Origin of the sequence: Streptomyces sp. NPDC002785 (assembly GCF_040295565.1) — a bacterium.
In the GTDB taxonomy this organism is placed as follows: domain Bacteria; phylum Actinomycetota; class Actinomycetes; order Streptomycetales; family Streptomycetaceae; genus Streptomyces.
Genome location: NZ_JBEOVN010000009.1, coordinates 37,345 through 50,848, shown reverse-complemented (window position 1 = coordinate 50,848; position 13,504 = coordinate 37,345). Strand labels below are relative to the sequence as shown.

The following is a 13,504-nucleotide window of genomic DNA, read 5'->3' as shown; positions in this document are numbered from 1 at the left end:
CCGCAGAAGCCAGGGCGGAGGGAGGGGCGCCCGAAGCGTGCCTCACACTCGGGGCGCCCCTGTGTACACCGGCGCGCACACGGTCGCCGTTCACCTGCCCGGACTACGGGGTCATGGGGGCAGGTGTCACGGGGTCACTGGGTGCGGTAGGCGTCGATGACGGTCTGGGTGAGGGTGTTCCCGTCGGTGTCGGTCAGCGCGGCGCGCAGGGAGACGCCGGTGCCCGCGCGCGGGTTGTGGACTGTGACGGCGCCGCGCTCGACCGGGGCCAGGGTCCACGAAGCGCCGCCGTCCACGGATACCGAGACCGCCACCGAGCGCGCGCGTCCGTTCGCGGCGGCGCCCAGCACGGTGACCGGGACACGGAGCGTCTCGTTGGCCACTGCGGTGCCGGTCGGGCTGAGTTCGGGCGAGAACCGCACGGCACTCACCGGCACCGGGACGGGACCTGTCGTCGTGTCCGAGGTGAAGGTCCACGACGTGCTCACCCGCGTGGCGACGCCGGGTGCACCGCCGCGCCTCACCGTGCTGGTGAGCCGGTACTCCGCGCGCCCCGGCTCCACGGTGAACTCGGCCTTTCCAGGGGTGCCGGTCTTCGCTCCGACACGCACACCGTTGCGGTGCAGAGTGGTCGTGGCCATGTCGTACGACGGTGACGACGGCACGTGGCCATCGCCGTCGGCGAGCATCGGGACATCGACGGCGAGGCGGTCGCCGTCGCGCACGACGCCGGGGCGGCCGGTGAGATCGGGGCCGAAGACGGCGTTGTCGAAGGTGTGCGTGGTCGTACTGCCGGCGCGCACGGCGAAGCCGTTGGCGCTGTAGCGGTTCGCTGTCGCGCCGGGCGCAGCGGGGGCCCAGTAATCGATGTCCCAGGTGCCGCGTTCAGGCGTCACGAAGTAGGTGGCGGTCGCGGGGGTCAACAGGGTGTGGGTGACGCCGAGGGTCGGTCCGGCAGTGGGTTGCAGGGCGACCGTCGCCCTTCCCTCGGTGCCCGGCCGGGCCGCGCCGCGGATCTGCACAGTGGCCAGGTCCTTCGCGGTGGGGTGCCGGACGAGCCCGGTGAGGGCGCGGCTGCCGGTGCCGGTGTGGCCGAGCGCGTAGCCGGCGGTGTCGGTCGTCCAGTAGGAGTCGAACCACTGCTTCACCGATCCGGGTTCGCTGTCGGGGCCCAGGTGCGCGACGCGCAGGTTCGGTGAACCGTTGACCAGGTTGACGCTCTCGACCGCGCCGTCGTGCTTGGCCTCGACGAACATCGCGCTGTGCTTGAAGCCTGCGGAGCGGTCGGGCGGCCGTACGTCGACGGGGGCGGTGGTCCGCGCGTCGACGGTGATGGTGGTGTCGCGGTCGAGGTCGAGGCGCGGCTGGACGACCCAGTCCGTGCCGTCCGCGGCCGTGCCGGCGGGCAGGGCACTGTCCAGGATGTACCGGCCCTTGGGCAGACGCACGGTGGTCGTGCCGGAGGCGTCGTACGGCTGGACGGCCTCGTCGGCACCCGGCCCGGAGATTCCGGTGACGTGGGTCTTGTAGTCCGCCGTCTTGTGACCGGTGCGGTCGAGGTGATGGATCGTGAGGGTGTACGTCGCCGGTTCGGCGGCGAAGGCGGCTGCGTTCCACGCGGGCGTCGTGCTGCCAACCAGGGCGACGGCGAGAGCAAGCGTCCGGAGCGCGCTCCGGCGGGGTACGGAAGAACTGTTCATGACTTGCACTGCGCTGCCGGGCGTCGGCGTTCCCGTGAGCTAGGTCACACGGGACACGGAGATGTGACTTCGAGACACAAGGGGACGTGGCCCCGAGGTGGCGTGTGTGTGGCGCACGTCACCGGAACCGGCGCAACGGGCGCGGCAGAGCAGAGTGTGGAATCAATCATGAGGAATCGTTTCCGCCGCGGAGACCGCGACGCTCTGGGAGAGCTGTACGACGAGCATGCCCAAGTGCTGTACCGCTATGCCCTGCGGGTGACGGGCAACTGGGCGGAAGCCGAGGACGTCGTTTCGTCGACCTTCCTGGAGGCGTGGCGCAGCAGGGAGAAGCTGCGCCCCGACGGAGACGGCCTGCGCCCGTGGCTGCTGGGCATCGCCACCAACATCATGCGCCGCAACGCACGTGCACGCCGATGCCGCGAGATCGCGCTCGCCCGCGTCCCGGAACGCGGCTCGATCCCGGACTTCGCCGACGATCTCGTCACGCACCTCGCGGACAGCGAGCAACTGCGTGCCGCGCACGCCGCTCTCGCCCGCCTGCGCCGCCGGGACCGGGAGGTCTTCACCCTCGTGGTGTGGGCCGGCCTGGACTACGCGGCAGCGGCCGAGGCACTCGGCGTGCCGGTCGGCACCGTCCGGTCGCGCCTGTCCCGCGCCCGTACCCGACTGCGCGAGCTCACCGAGGCCGAAGCCCGAGCCACCCGCGCGCGGGACACGCGGGCCGGAACCGAACGGTCACCCGTGACGGGAAACAGAGCCCCCGTCACCACCACCCCCGACAAGCCACTGCCGGGCCGCACGGTGGCCCCGTTGCTGACCCAGGAGAACCACGGATGAACTTCACCTCGCGGCGCCGTACGCACCACCGGTCCGAGGAGACCGAACGCCCCGGCCTCAACGCACTGCTGCCCCCGCCGCCGGTCCCCGGCATGGAACCCGACCGTGAACTACTGCTGAAGGAAGCGCTGATGAACAAGGCCACCGTCACCGAGCCGCGTGGCGGCCTCACCCCCCGGGCCTCGCGCCCGCGCCGACGTCTGGTCCAGGTCATGGTGCCCGCCATCGCCTGCGCCCTGGCGGTCGGCGGCATCGCCGTGGTCAACCTCACGGACTCGCCGGGTCACGGCACCACCGCGGTCGCGGGTGGCCGCACCCCCGGCACGTCCGAAGCGGCACAGCTCCTCGACCGCATCGCACTCGCCGCCGCCGGGAAGAAGCAACCGACGGTCGGCGCCGACCAGTTCGTGTACATCGAGAGCAAGGTCGCCTACGCCGGGCAGAGCGCCGGGGGCGGCAAGGTGACCATGCCTTCCGTGCACACGCGGCAGGTGTGGCTGTCCGCCGACGGCAGTCGCCCCGGCCTGCTGCGCGAGGAGGGCGAGCCCGACTCCTCGATCGGCGACGACGCACCGGTCTACGAACTCGACAGCCGAGGGGCAACACCCAAGCAGCGCACCTCGCACAAGAAGGCGGCGTCGGTCAGCGACCCCACGCACGAGTACGTCGCGTCGCTGCCCACCGACCCGGACGCCCTGCTGAAGCTGATCCGGGACGAGACCCACGGACAGGGCCAGGACCCGGACCAGCGAGCATTCACCGCAATCGGCGACCTGCTGGCCGAGACCTGGGCACCCCCGCAGGTCGGCGCCGCGCTCTACAAGGCCGCCGCGAAGATCCCCGGAGTCACGGTGATCGATGCGGCCACCGACGCCGCAGGACGCAAGGGCATCGCCGTCGCCCGTACGGCACGCGGGCAGCAGACGCAGTGGGTCTTCGACCGGAGCACGTACGCGTTCCTCGGAGAGCGCACGGTCCTCACCGAATCCGGCGACGCCGGCCCGGCCGGAACCGTTGTCGGCACCTCCGCGGTCCTCACCAAGGCCGCGGTCGACCGTACCGGCGAGACTCCCGCGCCGACGAAGGCGTAACGCGGCACCCCTGCACACCCGCGCGGCATGAACAGCCCCGTCCCCGGTCCACATCCGCTGTGGGCCGGGGACGGACGTTTCGACGCCGTCTCTCCTGACGGGGACGGTCGTTCGCGCCGGTGCGGACGGCTCACGGCCCCGGGGAACAAAGCCCGCTCCCCGTCCCCGAACCGGCCCGAGACGTCAGGGCTTCCCGGTGTCCGGTGCAAGGAGTCGCAGGAGTCCGGTGCGGAGGGCGCTCGCGGCGTCCGGGGCGGGCATGCGGCGGGCGGGGATCTCTCAGCTTCTGTCCGAAGCGGCAGGAGGCCGGTCCACGCGCGTCACTTTCCAGTCGATCCGGCCATCCGCATCGCAGAGCGAGCTGACCCGAATATGCCAGCCCACCGGCACTAAGGCCGGTATCGGATCAAGCCAATCTCTCTGGGCAAGCATGTGGTTGCGGTGAGTAATGCCCTTGTCCTTGGTACGTTTCCGACGCGTTATGACAGGCCATGACTAAGTATCAACGAAGGGGAACCATCGTATGCGTACGCTGACGCGCCGCCTGGCCCCGGCGACCGCGGTCCTTGCTATGTCCGCCGCACTCGGAATGACCATGGTCGGGCCCGCCGCGGCCGGCACCAACCCCACACCGGGTCTGAGCAGTCAGGAACGGCAACTCCTGAACTCGGACGCCCCGAAGGCGGTCGAGCTCGACCCCGCCACCGGGCAGATCCTCTCGGTCGAAAAGGACGACGCGATCGGGCCGACGATCGGCAACCACAACATCTGCAACTCCGGTGAGGGCTGCTACTACAGCGGCCAGGTCCCCTACGCGCACCAGGGCTTCTACGGCAGCGCGGGGACGTTCACCGGGAACTGGCCGTCCCGCAGTGGCTGGTACACCGGTAACTACACCGCGCGTGCGTGCTGGGCGGGGGCCTGCAGCGAGGTGGCGCTGCCCCCGAACACCAAGGCGACGTTCAACGGCAGCCTCGTGACCGGGACGTCGTTCCGCATCTACTGATCGCCCCCCGAGCCGCCTGCTGGGCTCAGATACTGAGGGCCCGCCGGTGCACCGGCGGGCCCTCGGCATGTCGGCCGGCGCCGCATGCGACCTGAGCTCGACGCGGAAGTGCCCGGCGTCCGGGTGGCGGTGCCGGTATGCCGGGGCCGTCGCGCAGCGCCAACCGCGCCGGACCCGGGTCCGGCCGAACCACCCGGACCTCGTCGTTGCCCAGCCGGACCCTGTGTATGCGCACCCGCCGTTCCACACGCATCCTCGGACCTGCTGGCTGCCGTGCCCCAGTCCGACTCTGCGGTCCCGGGGCGGCTCCTGCAAGATGATCGCCGCCGTGCTGACACCGGGGTCACCGCCCACTGGGTGACCGTCGACGAGTCATACGGCCGGGACTCGCGCTACGACGGCCTCGCACTGGAGTATCAGGCGGGGAGGCTGTCGTCCTTGACCGCGGCGACGAAGGCTGACCAGCCGGCTGCCGGAAAGACCAGGGCGGGGCCGTGCGGGGTCTTGGAGTCGCGGACGGGGACGCCGGAGGGGTGGCCGTCCAGCACCTCGACGCAGCTGCCGGATTCGCTGCCGCTGTACGACGACTTGCGCCAGCCGCTCAACGTGGAGGCGTCCAGGATGATGCGGTCAGTCATGGTGTCCGTATTCCTTCGCTGTCGCCCTCAGCAGGGCTTGTGACTCCTTCAGTGGCATAGCGTCGCTCAAGGCAAGATCGTAGCGGCTCTGCAACTGCCGTACTACGGACGGGGAATCGTGTACCTTCCCCATGCTTAAGGCCTCGCCGTAAGCCAGCGGCGGTTGGTCCTCGAACCACATCAGTCACCTCGGCGCAGCTCCGCTATGTCGTGGCCCGCATGGCCGAGGCGCTGCGCGATGTGCACAGGATCGCCGAAAGCCGCGGCCTTCGACTGCGGGCCCCGGCCGCGAACGCGACGCCTCGGACGTCCGGAGCGGCGGAACCTCTCCGGAGTCACTCGTGATCGCTGCCGGATGAGGGCCGGGAGGCCAGCGTGGCCAGGTAGTCGTCAAGGAGTTCGGCCTGGCGGTGGGGTGGGAACGCCTGGGGATCGAGCAGGGCCTGTACCACCAGGCCGAGCACGAAGGACTGGGCGCCGGCCGCGATGCGGGCCGGGTCTCCGGCGGGCAGTTCGCCGAGCTGTTGGGCTGCGACGACCAGATCGCACAGCTTGTCGCGGCTCCGCCCGTACTTGCGGGCGTAGTCGTCGCTCAACCCGGGGTCGGCGAGTGCGGTGTCCCAGGAGGACACCCAGATCCGGCTGCTGTTGGTGGCCTCGTCGGTCAGCGGCAGGACGTCCAGCAGCACGGCTCTCAAGGCGGACAGGCCCTTCCCCCCGGCGCGCCGGGGGCGGGAGGCGCTTCGCAGGTCGAGCAGGTCGAGGGCGTACGCGACCAAGTCGCGTTTGGTGGGGAAGTAGTGGGTGAGCAGGCCGGTGGTGGCGCCGAGTTCGGCGGCGACGGCGCGCATGGTCAGTCCGCCGAAGCCGCGTGCGGCCAACACCCGCCAGACCGCCTCGGAGACGTCGTGCCGACGGGCCTCGTGGTCCCCCTTGATTCGTGGTGGCATGCTGCTACGGTACATAATCATAACGCTTGTTATGTGAATGCGAGGTCATCATGTACTCCCTCCCACTACGGGACAACGCCCGCCTCGGTCCGCTTGAGATATGGCATGCCGAGGAGTTCGCCGCCCACCTGGACCGGGCCCGCGAGCACATCCGGCCGTGGGTCGGGGCGGGGTTCGTCACCGACGACCTCGACGGGGCGCGGGCCACACTGCGCCGCTACGCCGAGCGTCAGGCCGGGGACGGCGCCCGGGTCTTCGGTATCTGGCTCGACGGCACGCTGGTCGGCGGTGTGATGTTCGTGGACTTCGACGCCGACTTTGGTTCGTGCGAGATCGGTTGCTGGCTGGAGCCGGCCGCCGAGGGCCACGGCCTGATCACAGAGGCGTGCCGCGCTTTGCTGGATTGGGCCTTCACCTCCCGGGGGCTGCACCGCGCCGAGTGGCACTGCCGAGCCGACAACGAGCGCAGCTCCGCAGTGGCCGAACGGCTCGGCATGACGCTCGAAGGCGTACGGCGCGAGTACTGGCCCTACGGCGGCACCCGTCACGACAAGCAGATGTGGGGGATCCTCGCCCCCGAATGGCGAACCCGTCGTCAGTGAACATCTCCCGCGCCGCGCTCGTCCTCAACAGCATCTGGAAATGACTACCGTTGAGGAAACGTTAGTGGAACACGATGGCGTGGCCGCCGGTGATGCTCGCCAGGCATGCCTGGTAGAGCTGACGCCAGGCGAAACGCTCTGTCTCGAACGGCCCCTCATTCGCAAGATCCACGACGGCCAGTCCAGTCTCCGCGCGGTGGTGCCGCGATCGGCGGTCCCGGCACCACCGGCCACGAGAACGCCTGCCGCGGAAACCGCGAAGAGGCGCCAGGCGCTGTGCTCGCCGTAATCACATGGGCATGGGCCGGAACTCAGAGCTGAATGGGCAGGTGGCGGGGACCGCGAAGCATGGCGTTCTGCCGGTAGGGAGGCGGGTCCTGGAGCAGGCGCGCCGTGCCCAGGTAGGGAAGCAGCGCGCCGAGTGCGGCCTGGGCCTCGATACGGGCCAGGGGACCCCCGTAGCACAGGTGAATACCGCTGCCGAAGCCGAGGTGCTGGTTGTCCGGGCGGGTGGGGTCGAACCGGTCGGGCTCGTGGAACCTCATGGGGTCGCGGCTGCCCGAGGCCAGCGCAAGGACCACGGATGCGCCTGCGGGGATCGTGGTGCCGGCGACATCGATGTCGCCGTGGGGGACGCGTTCGCGCATGTGGACGGGGGGTTCGTAGCGCAGCAGTTCCTCCACGGCTCGCGGCAGCAGGCCGGGGTCGCGGCGCAGGTGGTCCAGGTGCTCGGGCTGGCGCAGCAGGGTGAGCGCCCCGTTGGTGATCAGGTTGACGGTGGTCTCGTGTCCGGCGATGAGGAGCAGTATGGCCGTTTCTGCGAGTTCTTCCCGGGTGAGCCGCAGGGTCGGATCCGGCTCGTTGACGAAGGCGGAGAGCATGTCGTCGTCCGGACTGCCGCGGCGCTGTTCGGCGAGGTCGACCAGGTATCCGCCCATCTCGATCCGTGCCTGTTCGCCGGCCTTGTTCGCCTCGGTGGTGTCCTGGCCGGGCCGGAAGTCGGCGGCTGCGACCAGAGCGTCGGACCAGGCCCGGAACCGCGGCTCGTCCTCGCGGGGGACGCCGAGCAGGCGGCAGATCACTGTGACGGGCAGCGGGTAGGCGAAGTCGTCGACGAGGTCGATCTGCCGCCCTGCCTCGAAGGATGCCAGCAGTTCCTTGGTGATCCGGTCGATCTCGCCGCGCATGGCGTCGACCCGGCCCGGGTTGTGTGGTGGCCCGAAGGGCCGCATGGCCAGCGTGCGCAGCCTGTGGTGTTCCGGGTCGTCGAGCAGCAGGAACGGCGGCTTGTGTGTCACTTCGCCACGGGTACGGGGGTCGACACTCATGCGTGGGTCGTGAAGCAGTGCGGCGGTCTCGTGGTATGTGCCGATCAGGTAGCTGCCGTCCGCCTGCCGTACCACGGGACCGGCCGCGCGGAGTTCCGCATACAGCGGGTAGGGGTTGGGGCGACTGGCGTAGTCGGTTATCCGTGCCAGCAGAGTCTCGGAGTCCATGGTGGCTCCTCGTCGTGGGACGGGACGTGGGTCAGCGCGGGGGCTGCACCACGGTCAGTCGGCGGTCGGGCAGGTAACCGGTGAGCGCCACGGTGGGGCCGTGGGACAGCCCCTTCGGATCCGGTACGTCGGACGGAATCGTGACGTCGGCCGCGAGCGCACGGTCCAGCGCGCCGGGCGGGGGCGGGAACGGGGCCGCGGTCTCGATCAGGTGCCGGTAGTAGTCGAGCGACTTGGCCATGTCGACGGTGACCGCGGCGGTGACCCGCCCCTGGTAGCCGTAGACCAGCGCCAGACGGCGCGCCTCCAGAGAGCCCTGGGCGATGACCACGTGGTCGGAGAAGGTCGGTACGCCCACAGACTTGATGTTGAGCCCGAACTGGGTCGACCAGAATGTCGGAATGGCGAGGTGCGGGCGCTGCCTGGGCCCCGGGTTGATCATGTTGTGGGCTGCCACTTCGGCCTGCTCGACCGCGTTGCCCCAGTGCTCCAGGGAGAGCATCTGGTAGCCGAAGAGCGGGTGGGGGAAGCGGGAGACGTCGCCGGCCACGAAGACGTCGTCGGTGACGATGCCGTACATGTTGAAGGCGCGGCACCCGGCGTCGCAGGCGATCCCGCGCGGGCCCGCCGCCAGTCCGGAGTCGGCCAGCCATTCGACGTTGCGGACCGCCCCCAGCGCCACGACGCACACGTCCGCGTCGACACGCGTGCCGTCGGACAGGTCCGCGCCGGTGAAGCTGCCGTTCCCGCGCAGGGCGGTGACGGTGACCCCGCAGCGCAGGTCTACGCCGTGGTTGCGCTGCATGGCGGCCGCGAGTTTCGACAGGGTGCCGCCGAGTGCGCCCACCAGGGGCGCGGGGCCGCGTTCGGCAACCGTGACATCCAGTCCGCGCTCCCGGCAGGCCGAGGCGATCTCCGAGCCGGTGAAACCGGCACCGATCACCAGCACCCGCCTCGGCCCGGCGTCCAGTCGCTCGGCCAGTCCTGCGGCATCCTCACACGTGCGCAGGGTGAACACCCCGTCCAGGGCGCCCTCTGCCGGGTTGGGCCAGGGCCGCGCCCGGGTCCCTGTGGCGATCAGCAGCCTGTCGTACGGCAGCGACTCTCCGTCCGCCAGCAGCACCCGCTTCTCCAAAGGGTCCAGCCCGGTGGCGGCCGTTCCCAGCCGCCAGTCGGCATCCGGGTCCCGGCGCATCGGCAGTTCGGTGGTGTCCGCCGTCGCCCGGCCGAGCAGTACCTGCTTGGACAGCGGCGGCCGGTCGTAGGGCGGATGGGGCTCGTCCCCGACCACCGTGAGGGAGCCGGTGAAGCCCTCCTCGCGCAGCGTCTCCGCAGCCCTCAGCCCCGCCAGGGACGCACCGACGATCACGATCCGGCCCGCCCGAAGATCACCGGCGGCCATCGGGGTTCACCTCTTCACCGACGAGGATGGCCTGGACCGGACAGGCCGCCGCAGCCTGGCGCACGTGTTCGGCCTGGTCGTCGGGGACGGCCGTGGCATACAGCAATCCTTCCTCGCCGTGCAGTTCGAACATCTTTGGTGCGAGGAAAACGCACTGTGCATAGCCCTGGCAGCGCGTGAGGTCCACAACGGTTCGCATCCCCACCACTTCCTTTGTCGCCGCACCCCCCTTTTCTTCCAGCATGAGCCGAGCACCGCCGACTCGCGCGGCGACTGCTCGCGGGGCGCTGCCGGTCAGTTGTCAGTCCTGGCCCCGTCGAGGTCGAACCCGGCGCCAGTGAGGCTCGGGTATGTGAACGCCTCGGGAAAATGCTCAGTTGCTCTGTGGTGTGGCCGGTCTCTTCGGCGTACAGGCCGAGATGGTTGGCGTAGGTGAGCATCTTCTCGAAGGTTGGGCGGGCTTCGTCCAGGCGCCCGGCGCGGGTGAGGGCTTGGACGTACCAGAAGGAGCAGATGGAGAAGGCGCCCAGGGCACCGGCGACCCCACATCCTGAGCGCTGCTCGCGTACCCGGCCCGTGCGGTGCTCCCTTGGCGTCCCTGGCAGACCAAGACGACAGTGGAAGAGGGGCTTCGGAAAGGCGACAGGACGATGGATCGTTACCCGCCCATCGCCGACCACGGCATCGTCGGCGACCTGCAGACTGCTGCCCTGGTTTCTTCGCAGGGGGTCATCGACTGGTTCGCGGCCCCCCGGTTCGACTCGCCCAGCATATTCGCCGCCCTGCTCGATCATGACCGCGGCGGCCATTTCCTGTTCGCTCCGGAGGCCAGGGGCGCCACGTGCAAGCAGCTTTACTATCCCGACACCGCGGTCCTGGTGACGCGTTTCCTGTCGCCCGACGGGGTCGGGGAGATATTCGACTGCATGCCGCCGGACCGAACCGGCAGGGCCACCGACCGGCACACACTGATCCGCGGAGTGCGGGCAGTACGCGGCAGTATGCGCTTCGTGTTGGAGTGCCGGCCGCGGTTCGACTACGGCCGGGCCGGCCATGAGCTCGACCTCCGCGACGGCACCGCCACCTTCCGGACCCCGGGTGTCACCGCGTATGTGCAGAGCACGTTCCCCCTGCAGCCGGACGGCAGGGACGTGCGGGGCGCCGTCACTTTGAATGCGGGGGAGGTGGCCGCCGCGGTGTTCACCGTCGACACCGTGGACAGTCAGCCCCCGGATCCCCCGACACCGGACGGCGTGATCAGGCAGTTCTGGGACGTGGTGGGATTCTGGCAGCGCTGGATTCGTGCCTCCCGGTACCGTGGGCGCTGGCCGGGAGTGGTGCACCGATCGGCCATCACTCTCAAACTGCTCACCTACGCTCCGACGGGCGCTCCGATCGCCGCAGCCACCATGGGTCTGCCGGAGCAGATCGGCGGGGAACGCAACTGGGACTACCGGTACACCTGGATCCGCGACGGCTCTTTGTCGGTGCGTGCCCTGCTCGACCTCGGGTACGTCGAAGAAGCGGCGCACTTCACCCATTGGCTGGGAGACCGCTTCCGAGCTCGTGAGGGCATCGGAGGTGAGCCGCTGCAGATCATGTACCGCGTCGACGGAGACCCTCAGCTGCCGGAGGAGGAGCTCACGCACTTCGAGGGCTATCGCGGCTCGTATCCGGTGAGAGCCGGGAACGGCGCCGCCGGTCAGCTGCAGCTGGATATCTACGGCGAGGCGCTTTACGCCTTGGCCGAGGGCGGCGAGATCACCATGCGGGCCGGCTATCACGGCTGGAAGAACGTCGCCCGGACGTTGGACTGGCTTGCTGACTCCTGGGACCGGCCCGACGAGGGCATATGGGAAACCCGCGGCGGGCGCAAGGACTTCACCTTCAGCCGAGTGATGTCCTGGGTGGCCTTCGACCGGGGGCTGCGCTTGGCGGCCACGTACAGCCGTCCCGCCGACACCGTGCGGTGGACCGCCTCTCGTGACGCGATCCTCGAACAGGTGATGCAACGTGGCTGGAACGAGAAGGACCAGGCTCTCGTGCAGCACTACGGAGGCGAAGTCCTCGATGCCGCGCTGCTGCTCATCCCCCGGGTCGGCTTCCTGGCTCCGAAGACGGAGAGCTGGCTGTCCACGCTCGATGCCATGGAACGCACCCTCGTGTCGGACAGCCTTGTCTACCGCTACGACCCCGAGGCCTCCCCCGACGGACTGCGCGGCTCCGAAGGCACCTTCAGCCTGTGCACCTTCTTCTATGTGGACGCCCTCGCCCGCGCTGGGCGCTTGCGCCCGGCGCGTTACGCCTTCGAGAAGATGCAGACCTACGCCAACCATGTCGGTCTGTTTGCCGAGGAGATAGGCCCCAGCGGTGAGCAACTGGGCAATTTCCCACAGGCGTTCACTCATCTTTCGTTGATCATGGCCGCCACCACTTTGGACGATGCCCTCGACCGGCAGCGCATGGAAACCTTCGATGCCCCCTGGGAAGAACGGTGAGCCACAGTGCCGCATCTTCGTGTTCGACGACCCAGTCCTCAAAGCCGCCAAGAGGTCAGTACAGAGAGGGAGAAGCCGGTGGGCAGCAGTGTCGGCGAGGGGGGCCGGAGCAGCTCGCAACCGCTGCTCAAGGGGCAGAAGGCGCTGGTCACCGGAGCGAACTCCGGCATTGGCAGGGCCACCGCCATCGGCCTGGGAAGAATGGGCGCCGATGTCGTGGTCAACTACGTCTCCGGGGGCGAAGCAGCCCAGGACGTAGTGCGGCAGATCGAGGATCTCGGCGTGCGGTCCTACGCGCACGAGGCGGACGTCTCCCAAGAGGACCAAGTGGTCGAGATGGTCTCCAAGATGGTCGACGAACTCGGCACGATCGACATCCTCGTGGCCAACGCCGGCTTGCAACGCGATGCCGCCGCGATCGACATGACCATGTCGCAGTGGCAGAAGGTTCTCGACGTCAACCTGACCGGCCAGTTCCTGTGCGCCCGCGAGGCGGCAAAGGAGTTCCTGCGCCGTGGCGTCGTACCAGAGGTGTCCAAGTCCGCAGGGAAGATCATCTGCATGAGCTCGGTCCATCAGGTGATTCCCTGGGCCGGGCACGTCAACTACGCGGCATCCAAGGGCGGTGTCATGATGATGATGGAAACCCTGGCTCAGGAACTCGCACCCCACAAGATCAGGGTCAACGCCATAGCTCCTGGGGCGATCCGCACCCCGATCAATCGCAGCGCCTGGGATTCTCCTGAGTCCGAAGCCGGCCTGCTTCGTTTCATCCCCTACAACCGCGTCGGCGACCCGGAGGACATTGGCACAGCTGTGGCGGCGTTGGCATCCGACCTCTTCGACTACGTTGTGGGTGCGACGCTCTACGTCGATGGCGGCATGACGCTTTTTCCCGGCTTCGCCACGGGCGGGTGAGCACGGTTGCGGTGCTGGCGTGCTCTGCGGCCGAGCAGAGTCCATGGCGGCGAGCGGTGACGCCGGTCACGGAGAGGCTGTGAGGAGCGTTGCGCAGAACCCCGTGGCACGGGGGAGTGGCACGGGACAGAGCATCTGCCTCATTCGGAGTCAGAACCGGCACCGACGCCCCCTGCATGCCCAGCGCGTCAAGGCACCCATCTTTTCTGCTGCGGCCACCGCGTACACGCAGCGGGAAGTCGACCTCTCGCTCGGCCTGCTCCCAGACCTCGGGCGGAGGCTGTCGCCTGGCAGACCCTCCCGCCGGAACTGACTCAGCCCCACCTGGGACGCCTGGACAGAGAAGTTCTACTGTTCGACGGG

The 13,504-nt window shown here is 69.3% G+C and carries 13 protein-coding genes and 2 pseudogenes; 6 read left to right on the top strand and 9 right to left on the bottom strand.

The genetic code is table 11. The features are described from left to right. Positions 1 to 134: 134 nt before the first annotated feature. Entirely contained in the window at positions 135 to 1,700 is a 1,566-nt protein-coding gene (locus ABTZ94_RS04510; protein ID WP_351197400.1) for a molybdopterin-binding protein, read from the bottom strand. Positions 1,701 to 1,868: 168 nt separating this feature from the next. On the opposite strand from ABTZ94_RS04510, the gene ABTZ94_RS04505 reads away from it, so the two are divergent. From ABTZ94_RS04505 to ABTZ94_RS04495, 3 genes are all read left to right on the top strand, one after another. Beyond that, the gene (locus tag ABTZ94_RS04505; RefSeq protein ID WP_351197398.1) at positions 1,869 to 2,540 is read left to right on the top strand and encodes an RNA polymerase sigma factor; all 672 of its coding nucleotides are present in this window, start codon (positions 1,869 to 1,871) and stop codon (positions 2,538 to 2,540) included. After that, entirely contained in the window at positions 2,537 to 3,631 is a 1,095-nt protein-coding gene (locus tag ABTZ94_RS04500) for a CU044_5270 family protein (protein WP_351197396.1), read from the top strand. The genes ABTZ94_RS04505 and ABTZ94_RS04500 overlap by 4 nt, the downstream gene beginning before the upstream one ends. Positions 3,632 to 4,154: 523 nt before the next feature. Beyond that, entirely contained in the window at positions 4,155 to 4,637 is a 483-nt protein-coding gene (locus ABTZ94_RS04495) for a hypothetical protein (protein WP_351197394.1), read from the top strand. 416 nt (positions 4,638 to 5,053) lie between these two features. Here the strand turns inward: ABTZ94_RS04495 and ABTZ94_RS04490 are convergent, their stop codons facing one another. The 3 genes and pseudogenes from ABTZ94_RS04490 to ABTZ94_RS04480 all read right to left on the bottom strand — a co-directional run bounded on the left by ABTZ94_RS04490 (position 5,054) and on the right by ABTZ94_RS04480 (position 6,225). After that, positions 5,054 to 5,275 carry a DUF397 domain-containing protein gene (locus tag ABTZ94_RS04490; protein ID WP_351197392.1) on the bottom strand — a complete coding sequence of 74 codons (222 nt, stop codon included), beginning with the start codon at positions 5,273 to 5,275 and terminating at the stop codon, positions 5,054 to 5,056. Further along, a pseudogene (locus ABTZ94_RS04485) lies at positions 5,268 to 5,459 on the bottom strand (transcriptional regulator); the annotation flags it as partial. The gene ABTZ94_RS04490 and the pseudogene ABTZ94_RS04485, both read right to left, overlap by 8 nt. Before the next feature lie 151 nt (positions 5,460 to 5,610). Continuing rightward, positions 5,611 to 6,225, bottom strand: coding sequence for a TetR/AcrR family transcriptional regulator (locus tag ABTZ94_RS04480; protein WP_351197390.1), 615 nt, complete (start codon positions 6,223 to 6,225; stop codon positions 5,611 to 5,613). Positions 6,226 to 6,275: 50 nt separating this feature from the next. Here ABTZ94_RS04480 and ABTZ94_RS04475 point away from each other — a divergent pair, with 50 nt between their 5' ends. Next, entirely contained in the window at positions 6,276 to 6,827 is a 552-nt protein-coding gene (locus tag ABTZ94_RS04475; RefSeq protein ID WP_351197388.1) for a GNAT family N-acetyltransferase, read from the top strand. Between the two features lie 61 nt (positions 6,828 to 6,888). Here the strand turns inward: ABTZ94_RS04475 and ABTZ94_RS37745 are convergent, their stop codons facing one another. From ABTZ94_RS37745 to ABTZ94_RS04455, 5 genes and pseudogenes are all read right to left on the bottom strand, one after another. After that, complete coding sequence (locus tag ABTZ94_RS37745) at positions 6,889 to 6,999, bottom strand: putative DNA-mimic protein (protein WP_502967176.1); 111 nt, start codon at positions 6,997 to 6,999, stop codon at positions 6,889 to 6,891. 139 nt (positions 7,000 to 7,138) lie between these two features. After that, a complete protein-coding gene (locus ABTZ94_RS04470; RefSeq protein ID WP_351197386.1) occupies positions 7,139 to 8,323 on the bottom strand; it encodes a cytochrome P450 in 1,185 nt (394 codons plus the stop codon). Between the two features lie 31 nt (positions 8,324 to 8,354). Then, the gene (locus tag ABTZ94_RS04465) at positions 8,355 to 9,725 is read right to left on the bottom strand and encodes an NAD(P)/FAD-dependent oxidoreductase (protein ID WP_351197384.1); all 1,371 of its coding nucleotides are present in this window, start codon (positions 9,723 to 9,725) and stop codon (positions 8,355 to 8,357) included. After that, positions 9,712 to 9,924, bottom strand: coding sequence for a ferredoxin (locus ABTZ94_RS04460; protein WP_073781522.1), 213 nt, complete (start codon positions 9,922 to 9,924; stop codon positions 9,712 to 9,714). Before ABTZ94_RS04460 ends, ABTZ94_RS04465 begins: the two co-directional genes overlap by 14 nt. A 95-nt stretch (positions 9,925 to 10,019) precedes the next feature. Then, positions 10,020 to 10,270 (bottom strand): annotated as a pseudogene (locus tag ABTZ94_RS04455) (glycoside hydrolase family 15 protein); the annotation flags it as partial. 105 nt (positions 10,271 to 10,375) lie between these two features. Between ABTZ94_RS04455 and ABTZ94_RS04450 the strand changes: the two are divergent. After that, complete coding sequence (locus ABTZ94_RS04450) at positions 10,376 to 12,223, top strand: glycoside hydrolase family 15 protein (RefSeq protein ID WP_351197382.1); 1,848 nt, start codon at positions 10,376 to 10,378, stop codon at positions 12,221 to 12,223. 78 nt (positions 12,224 to 12,301) lie between these two features. Beyond that, positions 12,302 to 13,141, top strand: a complete 840-nt coding sequence (locus ABTZ94_RS04445; RefSeq protein WP_502967175.1) for an SDR family oxidoreductase — start codon at positions 12,302 to 12,304, stop codon at positions 13,139 to 13,141. Positions 13,142 to 13,504: the final 363 nt, after the last annotated feature.